The sequence below is a fragment of the gamma proteobacterium symbiont of Scutellera amethystina genome (assembly GCF_059730845.1).
On record NZ_AP035935.1, the window covers coordinates 3,464,776 to 3,487,280 of the forward strand.

The window sequence follows — 22,505 nt, forward strand, 5'->3', positions numbered from 1 at the left end:
CAATGCAAAACACCAACCTTGAGTATCGGGTGGGGTATACCCCACTCAGTGGACGCCTGTATGCCGGTTATGTCCGGAAAGATAATGGAAAGTGGGAGGGATCACCCCATGAGGTTACCGACTGGGCCATGTTTGCGGTTGGCCAGAAACTGGCCCGGGAAGAGACCGATATGCTGTTTCCCCTGCCTGACGGTCGGGTGATGCGTGTGTCTGCAGTCATTACAGACCCTGAAACAATGGAGGACGCGAATGCACGGCGCTAAACCCCGCCTGGTGTTGCCTCTGACACTGATGCTTTCATTATCCCTGGCCGGCTGCAGCACGTCCAAAGACGAGATGCTGCCGCCCGGAGACAGCAGCATGCTTGAGCTCTGGAATGATGGCGCCTCTGCGACACATGCAACCGGCGAAAGCCGCACGACACTGCGCCGTCCGGTTACGGACAGCGAACGCGTGATTTCTCAACAGACGCGCGAAAGCTACAGCCGCACGCAGGAAAATGAAATACAGCAGACGTTTCCGCGCCTGCCTAATCCCGACATGGTCATGTACGTGTTCCCGCACCTGGCCGACGGCAATACGCCGGTGCCCGGCTACAGCACCGTTTTCCCGTTTTACAGCCAGGTGCAGTATGCGCTGCCTGGTGAGCGCACGGAGGATCTGTAATGGCTTTTTCTCTTTTTCACCGTCGGGCCGACGCGCAGGCGCCGCATCAGTTTGGAGATGGCCCGTTTTCCATTAACGGGCATGAACCGCTGACGCGGGAGGGGCGGCTTACCCGCCGTGATGAAGCCAAGCTGTATGATACTGCGCCTTCCATTATCGACCACATCCCGTGGGGCGAGTATCTACCTGAGCACCAGTGCATTCTGCTTGATGATGGCGTGTCGGTCGGCGCCGTTTACGAAGTGATCCCGGTTGGGACCGAGGGACGACCTGACACACGGCTCGATGAAATTCGTGACGTGGTGGAAAACGCCCTGCAGGACAGCCTCCCGGAGCTGGATGCTCACCAGTGGGTGGTGCAGTTTTACTGCCAGGACGAGTCAGATCTGACCGTCTACATGGACGGAATCAGGGGGTATGTGAAGCCCACTGCTCAGGGAACGGCTTTTACGGAAGCCTGGCTGACAGAGCAGGAGCGGCATCTGCAGAACGTGGCCAGCGAAAAGGGTCTGTTTCTGGATGAGGCTGTCACCGGTGCGCCCTGGCGCGGCCAGATCAGGCGTACACGTATGGTGATTTACCGCTGGGTTGAATCACCGTATCGCGACCCGATGGCGCCCGAGGTGTTGCTCAAACAGGTTTGCGATCGTCTGACCTCTGCAATGAGTGGTGCGGGTATCCAGTGCCGGCGTCAGAACGGAGAGCAGATCCACAGCTGGCTGCTGCGCTGGTTCAATCCCGATCCGAAATGGGTTGATAAAGCGACACTTTATCGTTGTGCAAAACACACTGACGATGCGCCGGGTGATTTACCTCTGCTGAACGATTTCAGTGAAAGCCTGTGGTTTACTCGCCCGCGCAGCGACGGGGATAAAGGTGTATGGTGGTTTGATGATGTGGCGCATAAAGCTGTTCCCGTGGCGCGTCTGCGCAATGCGCCCTCAACAGGTCACCTGACGGGTGAGGTGAAACGCGGTGAACATATTAATGCCATTATGGACCTGCTGCCTGAGGGCACCGTGCTTGCCCTGACGCTGGTCATTCACCCTCAGGATAAGCTGGAAGAAAACTTTGCCCGCCTGAGCCGTGATTCAATGGGTGAAAACGTGGACTCCCTGCGCGCGCGCGAGGATGCCGCCACAGCCCGCACTTACCTGGGTAATAAACATAAACTGTATCGGGCTGCCATTACCCTGCTGATTAAAGCCCGGGACCTTCCATCGCTGGATAAGCGCTATCTTGATCTCAGCAGCAAGCTGCTCAACTGCGGCCTTGAGCCGGTTAACCCGGAGCATGATATCGGTCCGCTCAGCACCTATATGCGCGCATTACCCATGTGCTTTAATCCGGCACAGGACCGGCATAACTGGTATACGCGCCTGATGTTCGTGCAGCATTTTGCCTGCCTGGCACCGGTCTACGGTCGTGATACCGGCACCGGCAACCCGGGCTTCACCTTCTTTAACCGGGGCGGTGGCCCGCTCTCGGTCGATCCGCTTAACAAAAATGACCGCACGCAGAACGCGCATCTAATGCTGTTTGGGCCAACCGGTGCCGGCAAGTCCGCCACCGCGCTGGTCAAGCTTGCCCAGATGATGGCCATCTATCGCCCCCGTATTTTCCTGATAGAAGCAGGTAACAGCTTCGGCCTGTTTGGTGATTACTGCGCCTCCCTGGGCCTGAGCGTACATCGGGTCAGTATCAAGCCCGGTAAAGTTGTTTCTCTCGCACCTTTCGGTGACTCACATCTGCTGATGCAGGCAAAACCGGATGAACTGATCATCAGTGAAGACGCTCTTCCGGATATTGATGACGATGAAGATAAGGATGAAGAGCGTGACGTACTCGGTGAAATGGAAATTGCCGCCCGCCTGATGATCACTGGCGGAGAAGCTGCAGAAGAATCACGATTAACACGCGCAGACCGTGGCATGATCCGTGAGGCCATCATGATCGCCGCCCGCACGGCTTTTGAGGAAAGCCGGCAGATGTTGCCTGAAGACCTGATGTTTGCGTTGCAGAATATTGCCCGGGACAGCAGCCAGGGAGAAGATGGCCGGGAAAAGCGAACTGCGGCACGTCGTTCCCGTGCGGAAGAAATGTCCGAGGCGCTACGGATGTTCACTGAAGGCTTCGAAGGCGAACTCTTCAACCGTCCAGGCACACCGTGGCCAGAGGCGGATGTCACGATCGTTGATCTGGGTACGCTGGCCCGTGAGGGCTATGAGGCGCAGATGGCCGTTGCGGTCATTTCGCTGCTTAACTCAATCAATAATATCGCTGAGCGAGATCAGTACAGCGACAGGAATATTATTGTGCCCATCGATGAAGGACATATCGTAACGACGAACCCGCTGCTCGGGCCCTACGCGACAAAAATTGCCAAAATGTGGCGTAAGCTCGGCACCTGGCTCTGGATTTTCACCCAGAACCTCGAGGATTTCCCTGATACCGCAAAAAAAATGCTGAACATGGCGGAGTGGTGGATCTGTCTGGTAATGCCTCCGCAGGAGGTCGAGCAGATTGCCCGCTTCAAGACGCTGACAGCTGAACAACGGGAAATGCTGCTTTCAGCGACGAAGGTCCCCCGGAAATATACGGAAGGCGTCATTATTTCAGAGAAGGTGCAGGCGCTCTTTCGTGCGGTTCCCCCCAGTCTCTACCTGGCGCTGGGGATGACTGAAAAACCAGAGAAAGCCGAGAGACGACAAATCATGAACGAATTAAATTGCAGTGAGCTTGAGGCTGCGTTTCACGTTGCGCGCCAGCTTGATGAAAATCGCGGACTGAGTATCTGACAGGGGAACCCATGAAAAAACTGACTATGGCACCGCCAGTGGTCGTAGCGGACAAGGCGCTGATTGCGTCTGTCATTTTTACCGTGCCACCGCAGGGGACGGCATCAATTGGTCAGTCCGACAGTGTCTCACTGGAAATACTGCAGCGCCAGATCACAAGTCGGCTTGATAAGCCGGTTCTGATTTCAGTATTCCCTCACCGCGTTGGGCGCCGCAGCTGCGTGGCGGTACATCTGACGGATGCCGGCGGGAAAAAACTGGATATTCTCATCACGGTAACCGGTAACACGCTGTGGCCTGGTGAAGCTGAGTTCGAAAGCAGCCTGCGCTGGAATATCTGCGTGCCGGATGCCACCGATATGTTATGGGTGCTGAAGGAGATCGACAGAGTTACAGACGGCGAGGTGTTCAGTTAAATCGGCCCTGCCTGTTTGTCAGGCAGCGGTTTCAGGCTATCTGACAAACAGGCAGGCTGCGGGTGCGGGCGGCATAGAGCCCGCGTTTATTTTGACTCATTCGGGTTGAGCCTTTTCAAACTTACTTTATTGACTGCGTAATTACACCTGACTTGACTACCCATTTGCATTTTACTTGGCGACCGTTTGCAGATTACCTGACCATCGCCAACTAAAATTGGCGTATGGCTCACATCTTATGACGAAGCCCGAACTAAACGGCAGCAGTGTGCCAAAAGCGGAAGTAGCATATGAACTCGTATGTTAAAACCGACCGTATATGCTCCTGAAGTTTGGGATACAAGACTCTCAAACCGGCATGTCAGACCGTTGTCAGGTTACTGTCGGGTTATGATCGTGGGCGTGCAGGATTGTCTGAGCAACACTGTGCGCTGACCACTTTCCATTTGGAGACATAATATGAGTAATACAAACAAATTTAGATCGCGGCGTCTTGCGCGAGCATGGTCCCAGGAACAGCTTGCCGAACTGTCCGGACTGAGTGTGCGCACGGTGCAGCGTATTGAGAATGGCGATCAACCCAGCCTGGAAACACTGAGCGCCCTTGCAGCTGTATTTGAGGTGAGCGTTGCGGATCTTTCTGGCTCTGACGCGCATGGCGATAACGCGCTCGACCAGAGAATTGCCGAAGCGAAGAGCAACCTCGCAGAGGAAGGCCGTTTTTACCGGTCGGTTATTACCGCTGTCGTTGTTTGTGCGCTACTGCTTGTTCTTAACCACTTTACGGCCCCGGCCAGAGTATGGTCATTGTGGGTATCGGGGATCTGGTTTGCACTGCTGGTTATTCGTGGTATGAGAACGTTTGTTTTTCGCGGGCTGATTAGCCGCTGGCAACAGAAGCGGTTGCGGCAGATGCTGCGGCGATAAGCGCGATTCGCAACAGTAGTCTTATGTTAAATCGAGTGCTGTAGTGTGCTTGGTTGGTTGTTTATCAAAAATGACTAAGAGAGTCTATTTGGTAATAACAATCAGGGAGGCGGCTGTGAAGATAACGAAGATTGACCACATACACGTATACGTGGAGAACATCAAACTGGCAGAACGCTGGTACCAGGAGGTTCTTGGTTTTTCCCGCGATGACTCGCTGTATTTCTGGTTTGAGCAGGGAGGGCCGCTGGTTATCAGAAATCACGGCGCATCACTTTCCCTGTTTCCCAGGAAAAATCAGCATCCCGGCCATACGGTGGCTTTCGTTGTAGAAGCGGCTGAGTTTCTCAGTTTTGTGCCTGCTCTCAACGCAAAAAATATCCCGTTTACCGTATGCGATCACGATGTATCTTTATCCGTGTACTTTAACGATCTTAGCGATAACAAGATTGAGCTGACCAGCTACGAATACCTTCAGGCAAAGCAGCTACTGGAGAGCGTTGTATAGCTTTCTCCCTTGGCTGCAGTCGGAGCGCAAAACTTTTATGCTAAAAGAGAGTGTCAGGGCTGTTGTGCCTGAAACCTGACGGAGCAGAAATGAGAACGCAAAAGCGATGTATAGGATACGTGGCGATCGTGGTCGATGACTACGACCGCGCGATTGAATACTACACCGACAAGCTGGGTTTTACTCTGGTTGAGGATACGCCGCAGCCTGGCAAGCGCTGGGTTGTGGTGACGCCGCACCCGGAAAGCGACTGTAATATTCTCCTGGCCCGCGCTTCAAACGAGCGGCAGGAAGGCTTTATCGGCAACCAGTGTGGCGGACGGGTTTTCCTGTTCCTGCAGACCGATGACTTCTGGCGCGATTACAACGCCATGAAGGAGAAAGGCGTCCACTTCTGCCAGGAGCCGCGGGAGGAGGAGTACGGGATGGTGGTGGTGTTTGAGGACATCTACGGCAACCGATGGGATCTTTACCAGAACGCGCAGCCCTGAAAGCCCTGAGGCTGCGCACGTCCAGTGCGTGGCCGGGACTGTATGTCTGATATTTATTTGTCATCATTAAATGTCCACTCTTCGCTCATAGCGGACCATGCTCCGCGTCTGTCCGCTTTGTGCCAAAAGCGGAACTTGCTTACATCGTGCTATGTTAGTTTACGGAGTGCAGATCATCGTTCTGGTTAAGCGAATGATATCGGGTATAGTTTAAAAGTAAAATATAGCTAAATCAGTAAGATACGAAGATTATGAATGCTTAACATCGTATGATGTCTGTATAGAAGAAAAAGTTAGACATTTTTGGGTTATATGCAATACTCAGCCCGGATGAACAAAAAAATGTCTAAGTAGGCCGAGTTATGATCAAGTGGTATAGTTTTAAGAATTTCTATTCTTTTTTAGATAAAACAACTGTCGACCTAACACTGCATGCAAACTCAAGTGAATCTCACTATGAGGTAGAAATAGGAAATACTCGAATCAGTAAAGTCATTGCAATCCTAGGAGCAAATGGAGCAGGAAAGTCTAATTTATTGAAGCCACTGGCTTTTCTCCGTTGGTTTTGTGACCATTCTTTTACTAAACTTGAAAGCAAGCAAAGTCTACCTTTTTATGCTCACTTCAGTAATGAAGATGAACCATCAGAGCTAGAGGTTTGCTTTATTGATCAAGTTGGTAGCGGATATATAGAGTTCAAGTATTATGTTAAGCTTTCTAAGCATAAAGTATATCATGAAGAGTTAAAGTGGAAGACAAGTAGGCAGTTTTCATCGGTTTTTTATAGAATTTATGATGAAAAATTAGATAAGTACAAAGTAAAAAGCACGAAAAAGATTGATAAGGAATTATCTTTTCCTGAATTTGAGTTGATGACTGTTCCTGCAAACTCATCAGCATTGTCATATTTCAAGAGAAAAGAAAATAAATTTGCTGAATTAATAATTCATAATTTCAAAACAATAGATAACAATCTCACTATTCATGGAAAAAATAGTTTCGATTACTCAAGGGTAATAAATGCAACTGAATTCTATAAAGAAAATGATTATATATTCCAACTGGCATTGAAGTATCTAAGGAGAATGGATTTTGGTTTGAGTTCAATTGTTCTTAAGGAGGAAGATATTATAAACAAAACTACCGGAGAAAAGAGCAGCATTGTCAACCCTTATGGAGTTCATCAATGCAAAGAGAATGAGTATGAGATTCCATTCTATCTTGAGTCTACAGGTACACAAGCTTGCTTCGATATAATGTCAGACTTGGTATGTGCTTTTGAATGGGGTGGTGTTGCACTTATAGATGAGCTAGACAGTGATCTTCACCCATTAATGGTTAATGAGATTATCGACATGTTTGCAAACGAAAGTATTAATAAAAAGAATGCGCAGTTGATATTTAGCTGTCACTCTCCGGAGGTATTGAAGGCCTTAAAGAAGCATAATGTTTATGTTGTTGAGAAAGATGATGCAGTAAGTGATTGTTGGAGGCTCGACCAAGTTGAGGGCTTGAGGGCGCAGGACAATCTTTACAGCAAGTATATAACAGGTGCCATTGGTGGTGTGCCGGAAATTTCACTCTAGAGTTTATATGATGGCCCCCAAAAAAAGAAAGATATTTGCTAAAGAAACGCTTCTTGCTGTCGGCGAGGGGCATAGTGAAAAGGCTTTTTTACATCATATTAAAAGTCTTTATTGTAAGGGCAAAAAAATAACTATTATTACAGCAAATGGCAAAGGTCCTGCTAATGTAATAGATCAGGCTTTAGGGACTAACCGATGTACTCCCTTTGATGAGGTATTGGTCCTAATGGATTGCGATCTAGCTTGGCCCCCCAAAAAGGTCAAAGAATCCACCGAAAAGGGCTTTATTCTTATTGGTTCTACCCCTTGCTTGGAGGGATTGCTTTTAGATATCCTCCAAAAAAAGAAATGTAATTCTAATAAAGGATGCAAGGAACTACTCCAACCTCAACTTAATGGTTCTACTACTGAAAAAGACAGTTATGTAGAAAAGTTCAATAAAGCTGTTCTTGATGAAATGAGGAAAGTGATAAAAGAACTAGACTCGATAATATCCGTTATAGAAGGTTGATAAATGTGTAAGGTATTACCATTGACCTGCTTCCCGTTAATTCATACAGGATGCTGTTAGTAATGTCTGCTGATCGCTCATAGCGGACATTGGCCTGAGCGTCTGTCCGCTTTGTGCCAAGAGCGGACGTGGGTTTTTCTGATCATCTTATCGATGGACTGCAATATTTTTCGTTCATTCAAAGTGGTGGCTATAGGCCGAAAAAGAAAGAATCTTTGTCTGGATATTGGCTCGAATGTTATAGTAAAAGTTACAGGAACGACAGAAATTCACTGACGGTATAAAGTTAAGCCATGAAAAAATCCATTAAAACAATGTCAAATCGAAGCAATAGAAGATAATTTAGCAAATAAAGTAAAGCACGAGATATAACTAAATATTAGAGTGGAAAGATAACAACTTTCAATGTTAAAGCTAAGAGGCTGATATGAAAAAAAACACTGGAAAGGAGTATGAGGAATTTGTTGGTGCCATACAGCAAAGTTTGATTAATGCTGAAGGGATGTCACATTTAAAAAATATAAAAGTGGAAGTAAACAAAAAAATTGAAGATAGAAACGGGATTTTAAGGCAGTTTGATGTGTATTGGGAGTTTAATTTAGGTGGTTATGATTATAAGACTGTAATCGAATGCAAAGACTATGCATCTTCAGTGACCATAGATAAAATTGACGCATTTATTGGCAAGACACAAGACATACCAGGACTTAGGCTCATCTACGCTACGAAAACAGGCTACCAGAGCGGAGCACAAAGAAAAGCAGATCAGCATAAAGTAGATCTTCTTATTATACGAGAAGGAGTTGATGAGGACTGGACTGCACCTGATGGAACGCCACTAATAAAAATCATCAATTTGAACATCATCGCCATATCCCCTCCAAATATTACGTCTTTTTCTCCTTTTGTGGATGCTTCTTGGTTGGAATCTCAGCCGGAGCTTGATATTGAAAAAATAAATAATAAATTCAGTATGACGCTAAATAATGAAGTTTTTATATGTAACGAAGTGACTGGCGTTAGATTTTCACTGTATGACTTGGCTAACTCACTGACTGGTAAAATCCCTGACATGCAGTATGGGGAGGGAACATATAGTGAGGAGCTACATAATTCTTATTTAGAGTCTGACGATGGAGATCTGAGAGTTAAGCTTAGAGGATACAAATTGAGCTATGAGTACCGCAAGCCCGCAAAAGTTACATCAATAATTGATTACTCCAAAGAACTTCTAGGTATCGTTCAAAACTATTCATCAGGAGATAAGCAAATGGTCTTTAGGGATGGGCGTGTAAAGTGAACACACTTTAGGAAAAAAAAGCCTAAATAAGAGAATTGCCCTCCAACAGAGGGCTCTTTTTATCATTAGAAACTTCCGAAATGCTCTCCCCTTCTTGAAGCCTGTGTGGCCTGCCCCCTATAAAACAATACGTGACTTCTTAGCAAGTTCTCTATCAACTGTAAGGTAGCTGCTAACTTCCGTTCCTCGCTCTTAGCTGCCAGTTAATCTGGCCGGGTTTTGACTGCTTTTTTGTTTGAGATGACCAAGTGAAATGCAAATACGCGGTCAAGTAAAATGCAAACGGGTTGTCAAGTGAATGCAAAAAAACAATTGACAAAACAAACATGTTTTTGTATTTAAATACTTGCCTGGTGTGATCTATATACCCGTCCAATCATTCCTCTCACACCGGGTCAAAGCCTTATCCAAACGGATGAGGCTTTTGTTTTGTCGTTACGGCAGCTCCACTTTTCCTGCATCAATATCCATCACTGAAACGGCTCTGAATCTTATACAGACGCCGTGTTTCGCTTCTGCGACCATCAGGCGTGAGATTGGCCGCCATATCCAGACATCGCTCTCTGCGGCGGGCTATGGCCTCGCGTTCGGCATCTTCCGTAATCTGATCCATCACGGTCAGCCAGCGGCGTGCAGCGCGTCGCCATAAGCCCCTTCTTTCCAGTGATTCTGCTACAGTGTCTTTCAGTTCCATAGGCCTCCACCGGGGTCACTCTTGCCTCATCTGTGCCATCTATTCTTTCATAATGGTAATCACAGTTGTTTATTTCACCCAGAGCGCATTCACAGAAAATGGACTTCCGTCTACAAACAGGAGCCTGTTGATGCGCTATCCCTTTGAACTCGATCCGCAGATTATTCACCACATCATATACAGTCAGGCCGGTTCTGTCGGCAAGGCCGTCATTGAACTCATCATGAACAGCGTCGACGCCGGTGCCGGCGCGGTGATAATCGATATAACCCCGGAGGGCTTCTCCTGCCGGGATGATGGACGCGGTTTTACCTCATACGATGACGTAAAGCGCTATTTCGGGCGTTTCGGCACGCCACATCAGGAAGGTGATGCAACCTACGGGCGCTTTCGTCTGGGCCGGGGCCAGATCATGGCGCACGCCCGTACACTCTGGCGCTCGCAGCGCTGGCAGATGTCGGTTGATACGCGTGAAATGGGTTATCACTATGACCTGGAAGAAATTGCGGAGGCTGAGCCAGGCTGCCATATCACTGGTGAGTGGTATGAGCCGCTGACCAGTCAGGAGCGCATGTCATGCATTCAGGAAATCCGCGATTTGGTGCGCTATACGCCCGTCACGGTGCACCTCAACGGCACCATCATTACCCGCCAGCCGGCACTGGAGAAGTGGGATGCGGAGGACGATGAGGCCTGGTATCGGCTCCGGGAAGACGGTGCCGTGTCGGTTTACAATCAGGGCGTTCTGGTGCGTCATGATCCGGGTCACATCTGGGGTGTGGGTGGCCTTATCGTCAGTAAAAAACCCATCGCGCTTAACGTCTCGCGTACTGAAATCCTTCGCAAGACCTGCCCTGTCTGGAAAACAATTGCCGCCCGGTTTGGCCAGCTTGCCACCGCCTTCTCTGACAATCAGGGGAAACATCGTAAAACTGAAGCGCGTCGGGAGAAAACCGCCCGCGCTTTGCTTTCCGGAGAGGGCGACCTGCAGAAGCTGATGCACGATGAAGAGGTCATAACGCTCCTGCCCGGCAAACGTCACGTCACGCTTGAGCACTTCATCCGTAAGTGCCGCTATTACCCGGCGGCAACCGACAAAAACTGCTTCACCCTCGCGCGGTATGCTCGCGATGTTCCGCGCGGGGAAATCATTGCCCGGGCCGGTATCGCGCCAGTGTTGCATCCTGTCACGCTGCCCCGCTTCGGCTGTTACGAGCCGGAAGAGTTTATGGAATGTCTGAGCCGCGTACGCGCAAACCTGATGGCATACCGTGAACAGTTACCCCGGCACCGGCGATGGGGTTCCGGCTGGCAGTCTGAGCTGGTACTTATTGATTTCGACACCCTCAGCGCAAACTTTATCGACCGCACGCAGATGGTCAGCGAGAAACAGCTTGATAAGGAAACGCGACGGGCTTGGACAGCGCTGCGCTGGTGCCTTACCCAGTATGCTGCTGTCTGCTCGGGTGGCGAAGCGGGTTATCAGTCACGTTCTTACGGGGGGAAGCGCTTTCAAATTTTGCTGGGTGAGTCCACGTCGGCGGATGCCTGGACGGACGGAGAGACCTACATTGCCTTCAACATCGATATCGTCCGCCGGCTAAAATCCGATGCGCTGCAGACTGCCAGTCAGCTGTTCAGCCTGACGGAGCACGAGGTGGCACACCAGGGTGACAGCCTGGACTGTGGCCACGACGAGACTTTTTATCAGCGTTTCCATGATATCAGCACCCTGTGCGCACCCGTTCGCCAGCGTTACATGCACGTCTGGCTGATGAAATACACGACTAGCCTGGAGGCAGAGGGTAAACGCGCAACCGGAACAGCCTGGAAAGAGCGTTATCTGACTGAGCGTGCCAGCACCGGCCGGGAGAAAAAAGGACTCCCCGGCGTTATCAGTGATGCCGGAATTCGTGATGCTGTAAGTGCACAGCCGGACCCGGAAGATATGTCACGGCTTGATTTTCTTAACCAGCAACTGACGGGCGCCGGTGCAGCGGCGCCTGTAAGGTCCGACTGGGATAGCGCGGTGGCCGCCGGCATTGAGCAGGCCCGTAAGAATCAGGCAGAACGGTTACAGGAACAGCAGGCCACGGAGGACTGGTACGCTGCTGAGGATGATGTATCCGACATTCTGACCGATGAGCAACGGGCGGCTGAAGCCGAAGCTGAAGAGCAGATGTGGCTAGCGTCCTGTAAATTGCATTACCTGTCTATTTTACCCGGTGCAACGGAGGAAAACCTGAATGACAGGGTTGTCGCGTTTCTTGCTTATATGACCGTTTCAGAAGAGGAAGAACTGGCGGCCTGGGCCATGCGGGCCAGGGATAACAGTGACCAGTGGTATGCCAGAAATGCCCCGTCGTACAGTGAGGCTGATGAACTGTATGAACAGGACCTGGAGCAACCACCCGGAAAAAGCATCCCTGCTGACTGGCTGCCCTTTATGCAGGAAGGCGAAACGCGATGGAGCATAGAGCGGAATGCGGCGGCGGCCGGATTTATGCATGAGCTGGATTATCTGGAATGGCGGCGCGACAGCGACACCGGTGAGCCAGCCTGACGGTGCAGAATACCGGATTTGTCAACCGGCCGGAGGGTGCAAATTCTGCATCCTGTCAACCAGGACACCCGGTTAATAAATTATCAGCACCGGGCTCAGAGTTAATTACTGACCGGCCTTGTTATTGAACGCACCCTGAGCAGGTTACTCACTCAGGGAGTGTTCTCCATGAAATTTTCATTTTGCTGCCTCGCAGCACTGTTCCTAACCGCCGGCGCCCATGCCGGCACCGTCATTTATACCGACAGCGCCCACCCGGTAACGGGTAACCCCGGGCCTGACGTGACTGTCATTATGCTGGATGCGCCTGACCGGCTGCAGGCGGATCTCTTCGGCCCGCTGCCGGCAGACCCGGCGCAGGCTGAACAGCAGGCGCGGGCTGTCATCAGTTCGCCTGCGTTTAAGCAGCGTCAGCAGGACCTTGCCGGAACCTATGCTGGCCTCACGCACGCCTGGTCGCTGGGTCTTGAGAAATACCCCGCAGTGGTGTTTGACGATAAGTGGGTGGTCTACGGCACCACGGACGTCGGCGTGGCCACGCAGCAGCTGAACGCCCGGAAGGAGTCTGCACAGTGAAAATGTCTTTCTCCCGCCCGCGCCGGCTGGCACTCGCCACGTTAATGGCCTGCACCGGCACGATGGCCAGCGTCAATACCGCGAGTCTGCTCTCAAGCGCCGCCAGTCCTGACTGTATCAGCTGGCGCATCAGCGGTATCTGTTACTGGCTGTTCTGCACGCCTTTCGGCTGCTCCGTTAAAACCTCCGTGAAGGTCACCCATTTCATTCCGGAAGCCGTGGTTTCAGCCTACCTGAGCCCTGGAGCCAATCCCTGGACGGAGATGTCGGCCGTCAGCAGCCTGGCTGATGGCACCGAGAGTGCGCTCCTGGGAGGCGCTGCAGGTGTGGCGACCGGTGGCGGACGGCAGGAAATGAAGGCGCCCGGCGATCGTAAGCAGAACCTGCACTTTTACTACGGCGATGCGTATGGCCATCCAGCTACCAGACTCATCGGCGGAATGGTGCCGGGGTATTCCTGTGACAGTGCCGCCACGCCTTTTATGCCGTACTTCACAAGCAGCCTCGATGCGCTTGCCTGGCGCACCGGCGTACCGGAATCGCTCTACCCGGAGGCGTTAATCCCGGGACAGCGTGAGATTGGCAGCACGGCCAGCGGCAACATGTGGGGGAATGTCTACCCCCGCAGCGGCTTTGTCACTCAGACCGACAGCTACAAGTCGGCGGCCGTTGTGGTGCAGCGCGTGGCTGACATTATCACCCGCCAGGGACAGCTGCATGTCTACAGCCCACTCACCGGGCAGCGTTCGCCGGGCTACTGGCCACCCGACCCCGTTCAGGAAAATACCGGCACAAAAAATCACAAATGGCAGCGTCTCTCTCCCCAGCTCTCGCAGAGCTGCGCAGTGTTCCCCGACACCGGCGGGCAGATAGCTGAAAACGGCAACTATGCCTGGGCGCTGTGGCAGCCCTACAGCTGCTGCAAACGACGTGGCCAGACCTTCCTTTACAGCACCGATTTCTCCTGAGGACTAAGCAGATGAAACAGCAGTATTCTCAGCGGCTCTACCGCCCTCTGGCGGCATTAGCCTTCTCCGCCTTTCTCTCCCTGCCGGCACTGGCTGTGGACACGTCACTTTCGTCCGGCGGTGCGTCAGTGAGCGGCGCGATTAATGACGGACTTTTTTACTCTATTGGTGGCGGCTCAGTGATCTCACCGCCACCGAGCCGCAGCAATATGTCCCGGCTGGGGCTGAACGGTGGGTGGAGCAGTGACCTCATGTGCGGCAACTTTGACCTGAAAACGACCGTAGGCAATCAGCTCAACGGCATCACCAGCGGATTCAAGGACCTTATGGGCAACGTGATTCAGGGCGCGACCGGCGCGGTCATGAGCATGCCGGCAATGGCCATTCAGCGTGCTAATCCTGGACTGTATGAAATGCTCACCAACGGGGTGCTGCAGGCAGGGCTCAACTTCGATAAAGCGCAACTCAATTGCCAGAATATGTCGAAAAAGCTTGCTGACTATACTCTGGGCAGCAAGTGGCAGCAGGCTGCTGTATCCGAAGAATATAAGGATATTGTGGCGTCCAGCGGCGGAGACGCCGTCTCCAGCGACCAGCAGCTGCAGAAGGCCACCGGTGAAGAAGGCGTAACATGGGTTGGCGGTCAGAAGCGCGGAGGCAAAGGCCAGCAGGCCATTCAGCCGACCCGTGACCTGGCTAAAGCCGGTTATAACATGATGAACAGCCTGCCGGTGACCAGCAACAGCAGCGTGGGCTCCGCCAGCTGCAACGGCACGGTCTGCCAGCGCTGGAAAACCTCGGATGATGCGGCAGCGGCGGTGGTTAAGGTGCTTGGCGATCGTTCGATCCGGACCTGCAGAGAAACCAGCGAATGCACAAGCGGCGGGGCTGAAAACCAGCCCGGCAGTTCTGTCGCCGGCACGGGATTCTCGCCCGTGCTTGAAGATGCTACCAAAGCCAATCTGGAACAGCTGGGTAAACTGGTCGGCGGTGAACTGCAGCCAACGGCCGATAACCTGGCGGCGCTTAAAACCGGCAGCCTGGTTGTAACGCGCGGCGTTATTCAGTCACTACGCGATGACCCGGACAAGGTCGCGCTGGTTCAGCGCCTGGCCGGCGAGCTGGCGATGGCTGACACCGTGGAAACAGCACTGACCATGCGGCGCATGCTGACCACCGGAGAATCCGAGCCAAACGCCGCTGAGCAACCCGAGGCGCTTGCTGAAGGCGACCGCCGCATTGATGCGCTTGACCGCGAGCTCAGCGCCCTGCGTAACGAGATGGAGTTGCGCAAATCCATCAGCAACAACAGCCTGCTGACCACGCTGGCGCGTCAGGGAGAGCGTAACCAGGATAACCAGCTGCAGCAGAAAGCCGGCAATCAGGATCAGGGCTTCAGCCAGATGAACCAGACGCAGTCTTCCGGAGCAAACTGATATGACACTCTCCTCTGTTCGCGGCCGTGCGGGCCGCATATTACTCATGCTTCTCCCCTTACTGCTGGTAACCGTGGCCATGTTTGCGCTGGCTTCGGTCTTTATTGCGTATGACCCGGACGGCCAGCTGACACGCCGCTGGCTGCATGAGAGCCGGTGGGGGCTGTTTGCCTGGCGACTTGTGATGTATGCCGGCATCGCTGCAGCCTGGGGCCTGAAGATCCGCCCGCAGCTTCTGAAGCGGTGGCCGGAGGCTCGTGCCCGCCTGCCGCGCACCGAGCTGCTCGGGGTGCTGTTTATTCTGGCCACGGAGTGTGTGGCCTGGACCGGCACGGCATAAGGGGAAGATCATGACAGCAAACAGTTACCTGGAATATTTTCTGGTCCTCTTTGGCTGGGTGATGAACAATGCCATGTGGACCATTCTCAGCAGCACAGGGCTCTTCGCGCTGCCGCTGGTTTTTAAGGTCATGGGCGTGTGGCTCAAGGTGCGTGAGGAAGGTGCAGACGAAGGGAATAAAGGATTACTGGCGCTCCCGCGCATTGAGCATGCCATTTATGTTTCATTTGTGGTGATGCTTTTTTGCTGCATCCCGCTGCTGCCAGTAGATATCAGCACCATCAAATTCGACAGTTCCCGGGCAAAGCAGTGTGGCATCAGCGTACCCACGCCGCAGAACTCGGGCTACAGCGGTTTAGTCAATGACTTTGACGGTCGTACCGCCCAGGTGCCCATCTGGTGGTATCTGCTGCATATGATGTCTAAGGGCACCACCCAGGCCATGATTGCGTCCATTCCCTGCGGCACGCAACTGCGCCAGATGCGCTTTGATGTGCAGAACACGAAGCTGCGTGACCCGGTATTGCTGCAGGAGGTCCAGGACTTTGCAGATCAGTGTTATTCAAGGGCCTATTTCCGGCTCAAGAACAGCAACAGTCAGCTCAGCGATGCCACCATTAACTCGGTAGGCTGGATTGGCAGCGACTACTTCCTGAATACGTTGGGCTATTACGATTACTACACCGCCACCACCCCGAGGAGCCAGTGGCCCTATAACAGCTCCCGCGACAGCGGCTATCCGGACACCGGACAGGGCGGCTATCCCACCTGTAAAACGTGGTGGTCTGACGGCTCGTCCGGGTTGCGTAAACGGGTGCTGGCAAGCTTTGGAGACAACACGCGAAAGGAGATGCAGCGTTCATTTCCGGGGGCTCAGTGGGAGGAAGTTGCACTGCGATGGCTGGTCAGTCCCCGAAATGCAGGTCTGTCAGGTGACGGAACGACTTATGCTGTGGGTAGTGCTGATAACGTAACCGGCGTAGTAGGTAACATAACTCGTCTGACTTCGACAATAGGTGTTGGCCTTAAGCAGGCAGAAGCACTTCCTGGCTTCGATGCGCTAAAACAGGCACTTCCGATGATTCAGACGCTTCTGCAGATGATGATTATCACTGTGATACCGGTGCTGATGATGTTCAGTGCTTACGAGCCCAAAACAGTGGTTACCATATCATTTGCATTATTTGCACTGCAGTTCATCACCTTCTGGTGGGAGCTGGCCGGCTGGCTCGATGACCGTATGATCACCATCCTTTACGATAATATGGCACAACAGGGGCTCGCCAGCAGTTCTGTCCCATTTGCGAATTTCATCAGCTCAACTAACGACGGCTGGATCATGAATTTGGTACTGGGGATGATGTATGTAGTGTTTCCAGCTTTCTGGGTGGGAATGCTGGGATGGGCTGGTGCTCGAATAGGTTCGATGGCAAGTCATTTAAGCGATGCTGCTAAGATGCCAATGGATGCAGGATCGGAAGCAGGCAAGACAGCACAAAAAACGGCTATTAGCGGGGCTAAAGGGGCTTTAAAGTAGGCAATTTTAATCAATTGCGCACCTCAAAAGCGGTGGTAAGAATTACCCACCGCTTAATTAAAACCATCTTTGTGCCTGAAAAATCCTTCTTTTTCCCAACTATACTTCAATGAAGATTTGTATTCTTCTTGGTTTTTTTCTGAATTAGTCGCCACACTTTTTAGAATGGTTGTTCCACAATCGTGCGTTGCACTAGAGAGCGCGACAGGTTCTGGCGCTTTATGTTTCAGCTTTGCTTCATCATAAACGATGTTACGACGACGTTTACTCGCAAAACGAGCCAGTGTGGTGCTTAAGTCTTCAGCATCGAACCCATTTTTACCACTCATGATGATGGTTCCTCTGACTTTGTTAATCCTGGCAGTAGAGTTTAAAACAGCCTTTCAACAGCATGGTACCAGGTTACTAAATTTCAGTAGGGCTGGCAAATTTTTGAACATCAAGAGACTGATTCTATGGTTGACTATGACCGCTCAGTATAAAGTCAAAAAGGTTTGGCTCAACCTGTAGTGCGGCGTGAAGTTGACATGAAGGGGAGTATGCCTGTAGACCTCTCTTTGCCAAGACAGTCTTCTTACCGAACGTGAATATGTGAGATGCATCTGAAATAATGACATATTCACCTGTAAGCGGTGAAGTTTTCGCTTTTTCATCCTACCTGAGGTTATTTAGTTCTTCTTAATTTACAAGAAAACCAACTCCTCATTTGCGCAGGTTCTTTCATAATGTGGCGACACATCTGAAATAATAACCCTGTTAATTTGATTGCATTATTATGCCCTGCGTTTGATCAGGTAGGATATATAACCGTATCTGCTGGCGAGAGTGTGAGTACACGCCCATCATCTTCAAAGATTATAGGTCAAAAATTCCAAACTGATAAAAATGAGCGCATCGATTAAGAGCTTCATTAAATGACTTCAAACGATTCAGGGCAGCCTTACTATTTTTACCTGTGTTGCTGTCGGGACCTGCAATGGATGATATGTATTTGTCAAACACATCAGGAATGAATTTCATTTAATGCAATTTTATAAACATTAAGTGTTTTTTTTGCTTTCATTACACAAAAACACTTTTATTCTCCTTTGAGGAAATAACTTTGTTAGATGACGGACAAGGAATTACCCTTCTGTTATTTTTTTTATTAAAATACCGCACAAACTTCTGATTCTGATTCTGATTCTGATTCTGATTCTGATTAAAGTGATTTCACCAGTTACCTAGAGAAGAATTCCTTAAGGAAGGGATGTGCTACGATTACTATCAATTAACTTGAAAAGCCCTCAGCGCATCCTATTTCTGAGATTTCCTTCGGTCATACCAATCAGACGCATCATTTTTTACCGCAACGTTTTCATTCTGGCTGTGAATTACATGCAATTTCGAGGCATCTTTAAAGATTCATTCTATTGCAATTAATAAGCCGCATATAGGCATTGTCGTTTATATGTAATATAGTGCTAACCGGTGGTATCCTGAATATATTAATCATCTATATAAACATGAACATAACATGGTTCTATTCAGGAGGGAAAAGGCTACATATATATTCTGGTGACAGAAGTTACTTGAAAAAGGATCACGCTTCGATCTAACATCTCCCTCGTTGTACCGTTGCGTAAAGCAACATGCCAATGTCCCGCCAATCTGAGAGGGACGCCTTCGGGTGATTGCATGCCAAAACCGTTATGACCTGAGAGACGGTGCCTTCGGGCGGTAAACCCGTTAGCCTTTGAAAATGGGGATCGCCTTGACAGCGATAAAGGATATTCCTTCACAAACAAGCCGTCCCTGACAGCCTTCTTTCAGACTCATCTGTCTGTTTTCTTCGTTTCGTCTCGATTTTTTGACGACTGCATCCGTTGCAAACTTTGCGACGTGGGTATGACCATTTGGAACATTTGGGCATCTTCCACGGCAGCATTGAGAGCAGAGGAGCGCGGCGTCACTTGCGTTCGAGTGAAACGAGTACCAAGTGACGCGCGCAGCGCATAACTGGCAGCGCTGACGCACTGCCGTTTAAACAACTTCTTTACCAACTGACCAACACGTACTCAAAGGTTTTAAGCGCCTTAAAGACGTACTTCATTCACCGTTTGTTCATTTATCAATCAAACGTCTTAGCCGTGAAAACGGCCCGGGACTTCATTAAAAGAGGAGAAAATCGACACGATATCGATGGCGACACCAGTCAGCATACTGGTGTGTGGAAGCAGACTGATTCATTTCAGCCCGGTGCAAACCGCGAACAGGTCAGAGACCTGGGGAGCTTCGCAATAACTCAACATTTCGCCGCCCCGATGCACAGATATCTGTCGAGACGCAGGAAGCGCAACCACAAACCGTGCCGTCGGGGTGAAATTCATCGTCTGTAGCTGTGGCGCAGCCGGTGTCAGTGCTTTTCCGTTTACGCAGACGGAAAAGCACTGACACCTGTTTAAATGGAGGGGGATTATGGCAAAACTGAATAAAAATCTTAAAACGCTTGCCAGACAGGCGGGCGGAAGTTTTAAAACTGTTTCTGACCGAATGAAAATTGCTGACAGGTTTGCCGAGCGTTTATTAAGGCTTAATGTTCAAATCAGAGATATAAGGAACATTAAAACGTCGCATATCGAACTGTATATGAAAAGTCGCCTTTCAGAAGAAATTTCCAGGCGCACACTTCAAAATGAAATGGCGGCGATCCGCGCTTTACTGCGGGTTGCAGGAAAGACATTCATGGCTAATCCTTCTCATGAAAAACTGAGCAACCAGGCCCTGGGCATTTCGGAAACGAGCCGGGACGGAACGAAGGTTGCCATTCCCGATAATTATTTTCGGCAGGTATTAACGAGTGTAGAGCAAAAGGATGAGGGCATTGCCTGCGCAATGAGGCTATCCCGATTACTCGGTTTAAGAACGGAAGAAACAGTTCAGTCTGCTAAATCATTGCGTACCTGGCAAAAAGCGTTACTGAATGGGGACGAAAAAATACGCATTGTATTCGGTACAAAAGGAGGGCGCCCAAGAGATACCACGGTATTAGATCGTGATGCGACTCTGGCTGCAATCAATGCGTCTCTTAAACATCTGAGTGAAAATAATGGCAAGTTAATCGATAAACCATCATTACACACGGCTATTGAACGCTATCGCAATGTCGTCCGTGAATCAGGATTAACCGGCAAATATGCACCCCATAGTTTACGTTATGCGTACTCTGTTGATGTTATGAATCTCCATATGAAAAATGGTTTTACTAAAGAAGAGGCGCAGGCTCTTGCATCAATGGATCTGGGACATGGCGATGGCAGGGGACATTACGTGGCGCGTGTTTATAACAAGGTTGAGCTTCATGAATAAGCATGGTTTTATTTCTGGTAAAGTTTCGATTATTTGTCGTGTGCTTTTAGGATTTAAAGTAAACGTTTCACGCATTATCGACAGGGGACATTACGAGGTGGCCTGTCTACAGGAGGCTTATGCACATTATGGTGACAGGCTCACCCGTACTGATGCCTGTCTGTATTTCACTCAGGGCGCACTGATTGAAACTTTCAGGATTGTGCTGAGTGCAAAAATTAAAGCGGTAAGATCTTTGCGTTGATACTCTTGCCTGAGGTGCGGGAATTGTGTACGCTTATTTTGCTAACGTTGTCTCTGACAACTGCCAATGTTCCGGTGATTTGAGAGGAACGCCTTCGGGTAATCACATGCCAATGCCATCACAACCTGAGAGATGGCGCTTTCGGGCGGTACAAACCTGTTAACCTTTGAAAACAGGGACCCCTGCGGTTAAGGTCCTTTTTACTTCGCTTCACTCTCCTGAACACCTGATTTACTCATCCGGCATTTCTGGCCTGATTCTCACCCTGAGGGATACTTTCCCTTTGGGACGGTTCCCTTTTTTTATAAGGAATCGTACCCATGCATTACACCAAAATGATCAATCCGCTCACGTTACTGAATTGTGATTCATCCGCTTCTGCAAGAATCATGGTGGATTACGTTAAAACTCAGCTTAACGTACGTCTTGGTTACAAACTCATGGTTGACGCCGATCCTCAGGTTCCTGCTGACGGCCTTCCAGACTACCTGACTTTTCTCAGATATGTCGCACATACCGTTGGTTTTGCAACTGAGCATTGCTTCATAAGACACACCTTTGTCGAAGAAGCCGTGAACGAGCTGACGCTCCTGGGGGCAAATGTTCACAGTCGTCACTGGAATACGGCTTTTCACCAGGGCGTTACCCTGTCTCGCCAGGAAAAAGAGCTGGACGACGCTACAGAAGAAGCGCGCAAAATGTTTTATCAGAGCGCCGGTTTTTCTGACATCGCCTGACTGCCTTATCAAACGGACAGTCTTTCACCCTCACGGGACTTCTGTCCCCGTCAGGGACAGATTTCCCCGACGCTTCAGGGAATCCTCAATGAACGATTTAACTCTCACTTCAGATTTTTATCATCGTGCCAGCGAGCGTACCGCTCACAAAGTCGCACTGGCCAAAGCAGAGGGCGAGCTGCTGAGTATCGCAGCGCTTCGCCGTTTTGGCCTGAATACCGGGACAGATGACGACGGCTTTCCGTTTTACGTCTGGGAAATGGCTGCGGTCGCCAGGGACCTGGCTGAACTGCATGTCCGGAAGCTTATACCTGAATCATGGGAGGCATTCTTTAACGGCCTTTGCCGCATGGCAGAAGGTATTGATAAAGAGGCCTGGACATATTTCTACAAAAGCGCAGTCAAAGACGAAAAATGCTTTCTGGCTATGGAAAATAGCGAAGCAGATTTCTGAGGTGATGCACTTAACCCGTATGGGGATTTTCTCCATACGGAGACAAATCCTCTTATTTTTACTGAAGAGGATTTACCTGTGAATACACTGGCATTTAATACGTTATTACTCGTTAAACATAACAGCAGCGAATGGCACCGGATGTGGAGCAGGCTGGCAAAGCACAGATCTAACCGCGCCCTGCAGGACCCGGCTGTTGCTGATAATGACGGTGAAGTCTGGCAGTACATGGAGACAGTGGAAAAACGCGTTCTGTGGTTTGGAAAACGCTACATCCATCGTTTCCGTCATCGTTATCACCCAGCCTGCGGTTGCGCCATGACAGTTCACATTCCTGCCAGCCGAACCTTTAACCCGGACGATCCGGATAACGCTTTATATCATCACTTCGGTTAGTCATTAACC

General features: G+C 50.4%; 23 protein-coding genes. 21 read left to right on the forward strand and 2 right to left on the reverse strand.

Features of this window, described 5'->3' with window-relative positions:
* Positions 1-2: 2 nt before the first annotated feature.
* The 10 genes from AC6I79_RS16350 to AC6I79_RS16395 all read left to right on the forward strand — a co-directional run bounded on the left by AC6I79_RS16350 (position 3) and on the right by AC6I79_RS16395 (position 9,203).
* On the forward strand, positions 3-263 hold the full coding sequence (locus tag AC6I79_RS16350; RefSeq protein ID WP_498027421.1) for a DUF7446 family protein: 261 nt from the start codon (positions 3-5) through the stop codon (positions 261-263).
* Entirely contained in the window at positions 250-666 is a 417-nt protein-coding gene (locus AC6I79_RS16355; protein ID WP_498027422.1) for a TIGR03751 family conjugal transfer lipoprotein, read from the forward strand. The genes AC6I79_RS16350 and AC6I79_RS16355 overlap by 14 nt, the downstream gene beginning before the upstream one ends.
* Entirely contained in the window at positions 666-3,464 is a 2,799-nt protein-coding gene (locus AC6I79_RS16360; protein ID WP_498027423.1) for a conjugative transfer ATPase, read from the forward strand. The genes AC6I79_RS16355 and AC6I79_RS16360 overlap by 1 nt, the downstream gene beginning before the upstream one ends.
* An 11-nt stretch (positions 3,465-3,475) precedes the next feature.
* A complete protein-coding gene (locus AC6I79_RS16365) occupies positions 3,476-3,880 on the forward strand; it encodes a hypothetical protein (protein ID WP_166711456.1) in 405 nt (134 codons plus the stop codon).
* Between the two features lie 459 nt (positions 3,881-4,339).
* Positions 4,340-4,807: a helix-turn-helix domain-containing protein gene (locus tag AC6I79_RS16370; RefSeq protein WP_498027424.1), complete on the forward strand. Its 468-nt coding sequence runs from the start codon at positions 4,340-4,342 to the stop codon at positions 4,805-4,807.
* Positions 4,808-4,922: 115 nt separating this feature from the next.
* Entirely contained in the window at positions 4,923-5,315 is a 393-nt protein-coding gene (locus tag AC6I79_RS16375; RefSeq protein WP_166711452.1) for a VOC family protein, read from the forward strand.
* 89 nt (positions 5,316-5,404) lie between these two features.
* Complete coding sequence (locus AC6I79_RS16380) at positions 5,405-5,806, forward strand: VOC family protein (RefSeq protein ID WP_278427175.1); 402 nt, start codon at positions 5,405-5,407, stop codon at positions 5,804-5,806.
* Between the two features lie 362 nt (positions 5,807-6,168).
* On the forward strand, positions 6,169-7,392 hold the full coding sequence (locus tag AC6I79_RS16385; protein WP_264240820.1) for an AAA family ATPase: 1,224 nt from the start codon (positions 6,169-6,171) through the stop codon (positions 7,390-7,392).
* 7 nt (positions 7,393-7,399) lie between these two features.
* Positions 7,400-7,903 (forward strand): RloB domain-containing protein, encoded by a 504-nt coding sequence (locus AC6I79_RS16390; protein WP_264240821.1) that lies wholly within the window; start codon positions 7,400-7,402, stop codon positions 7,901-7,903.
* A gap of 427 nt (positions 7,904-8,330) precedes the next feature.
* Entirely contained in the window at positions 8,331-9,203 is an 873-nt protein-coding gene (locus AC6I79_RS16395) for a restriction endonuclease (protein ID WP_166711448.1), read from the forward strand.
* 460 nt (positions 9,204-9,663) lie between these two features.
* Here the strand turns inward: AC6I79_RS16395 and AC6I79_RS16400 are convergent, their stop codons facing one another.
* Positions 9,664-9,897: a PerC family transcriptional regulator gene (locus AC6I79_RS16400; RefSeq protein WP_104187964.1), complete on the reverse strand. Its 234-nt coding sequence runs from the start codon at positions 9,895-9,897 to the stop codon at positions 9,664-9,666.
* Between the two features lie 130 nt (positions 9,898-10,027).
* Between AC6I79_RS16400 and AC6I79_RS16405 the strand changes: the two genes are divergently transcribed.
* The 6 genes from AC6I79_RS16405 to AC6I79_RS16430 all read left to right on the forward strand — a co-directional run bounded on the left by AC6I79_RS16405 (position 10,028) and on the right by AC6I79_RS16430 (position 17,317).
* Entirely contained in the window at positions 10,028-12,460 is a 2,433-nt protein-coding gene (locus AC6I79_RS16405; protein WP_498027425.1) for an ATP-binding protein, read from the forward strand.
* Between the two features lie 168 nt (positions 12,461-12,628).
* Positions 12,629-13,036, forward strand: coding sequence for a TIGR03757 family integrating conjugative element protein (locus AC6I79_RS16410; RefSeq protein WP_166711441.1), 408 nt, complete (start codon positions 12,629-12,631; stop codon positions 13,034-13,036).
* 2 nt (positions 13,037-13,038) lie between these two features.
* A complete protein-coding gene (locus AC6I79_RS16415) occupies positions 13,039-14,004 on the forward strand; it encodes a TIGR03756 family integrating conjugative element protein (RefSeq protein ID WP_498027746.1) in 966 nt (321 codons plus the stop codon).
* Between the two features lie 11 nt (positions 14,005-14,015).
* Positions 14,016-15,440, forward strand: a complete 1,425-nt coding sequence (locus AC6I79_RS16420) for an integrating conjugative element protein (protein WP_233209822.1) — start codon at positions 14,016-14,018, stop codon at positions 15,438-15,440.
* A gap of 1 nt (position 15,441) precedes the next feature.
* Positions 15,442-15,780 carry a hypothetical protein gene (locus AC6I79_RS16425; protein ID WP_498027426.1) on the forward strand — a complete coding sequence of 113 codons (339 nt, stop codon included), beginning with the start codon at positions 15,442-15,444 and terminating at the stop codon, positions 15,778-15,780.
* A 10-nt stretch (positions 15,781-15,790) separates the two neighbouring features.
* Complete coding sequence (locus tag AC6I79_RS16430) at positions 15,791-17,317, forward strand: conjugal transfer protein TraG N-terminal domain-containing protein (RefSeq protein WP_498027427.1); 1,527 nt, start codon at positions 15,791-15,793, stop codon at positions 17,315-17,317.
* 53 nt (positions 17,318-17,370) lie between these two features.
* Here the strand turns inward: AC6I79_RS16430 and AC6I79_RS16435 are convergent, their stop codons facing one another.
* A complete protein-coding gene (locus tag AC6I79_RS16435; protein ID WP_498027428.1) occupies positions 17,371-17,646 on the reverse strand; it encodes a hypothetical protein in 276 nt (91 codons plus the stop codon).
* A gap of 2,128 nt (positions 17,647-19,774) precedes the next feature.
* Between AC6I79_RS16435 and AC6I79_RS16440 the strand changes: the two genes are divergently transcribed.
* The 5 genes from AC6I79_RS16440 to AC6I79_RS16460 all read left to right on the forward strand — a co-directional run bounded on the left by AC6I79_RS16440 (position 19,775) and on the right by AC6I79_RS16460 (position 22,496).
* Complete coding sequence (locus AC6I79_RS16440) at positions 19,775-20,665, forward strand: integrase domain-containing protein (protein WP_498027429.1); 891 nt, start codon at positions 19,775-19,777, stop codon at positions 20,663-20,665.
* Positions 20,658-20,909, forward strand: a complete 252-nt coding sequence (locus tag AC6I79_RS16445) for a hypothetical protein (protein ID WP_141097286.1) — start codon at positions 20,658-20,660, stop codon at positions 20,907-20,909. Before AC6I79_RS16440 ends, AC6I79_RS16445 begins: the two co-directional genes overlap by 8 nt.
* A gap of 320 nt (positions 20,910-21,229) precedes the next feature.
* The gene (locus tag AC6I79_RS16450; RefSeq protein ID WP_088515970.1) at positions 21,230-21,646 is read left to right on the forward strand and encodes a hypothetical protein; all 417 of its coding nucleotides are present in this window, start codon (positions 21,230-21,232) and stop codon (positions 21,644-21,646) included.
* A gap of 88 nt (positions 21,647-21,734) precedes the next feature.
* Entirely contained in the window at positions 21,735-22,100 is a 366-nt protein-coding gene (locus tag AC6I79_RS16455) for a hypothetical protein (RefSeq protein ID WP_088515971.1), read from the forward strand.
* Between the two features lie 78 nt (positions 22,101-22,178).
* Positions 22,179-22,496 (forward strand): hypothetical protein, encoded by a 318-nt coding sequence (locus tag AC6I79_RS16460; RefSeq protein WP_088515972.1) that lies wholly within the window; start codon positions 22,179-22,181, stop codon positions 22,494-22,496.
* Positions 22,497-22,505 lie beyond the last annotated feature (9 nt).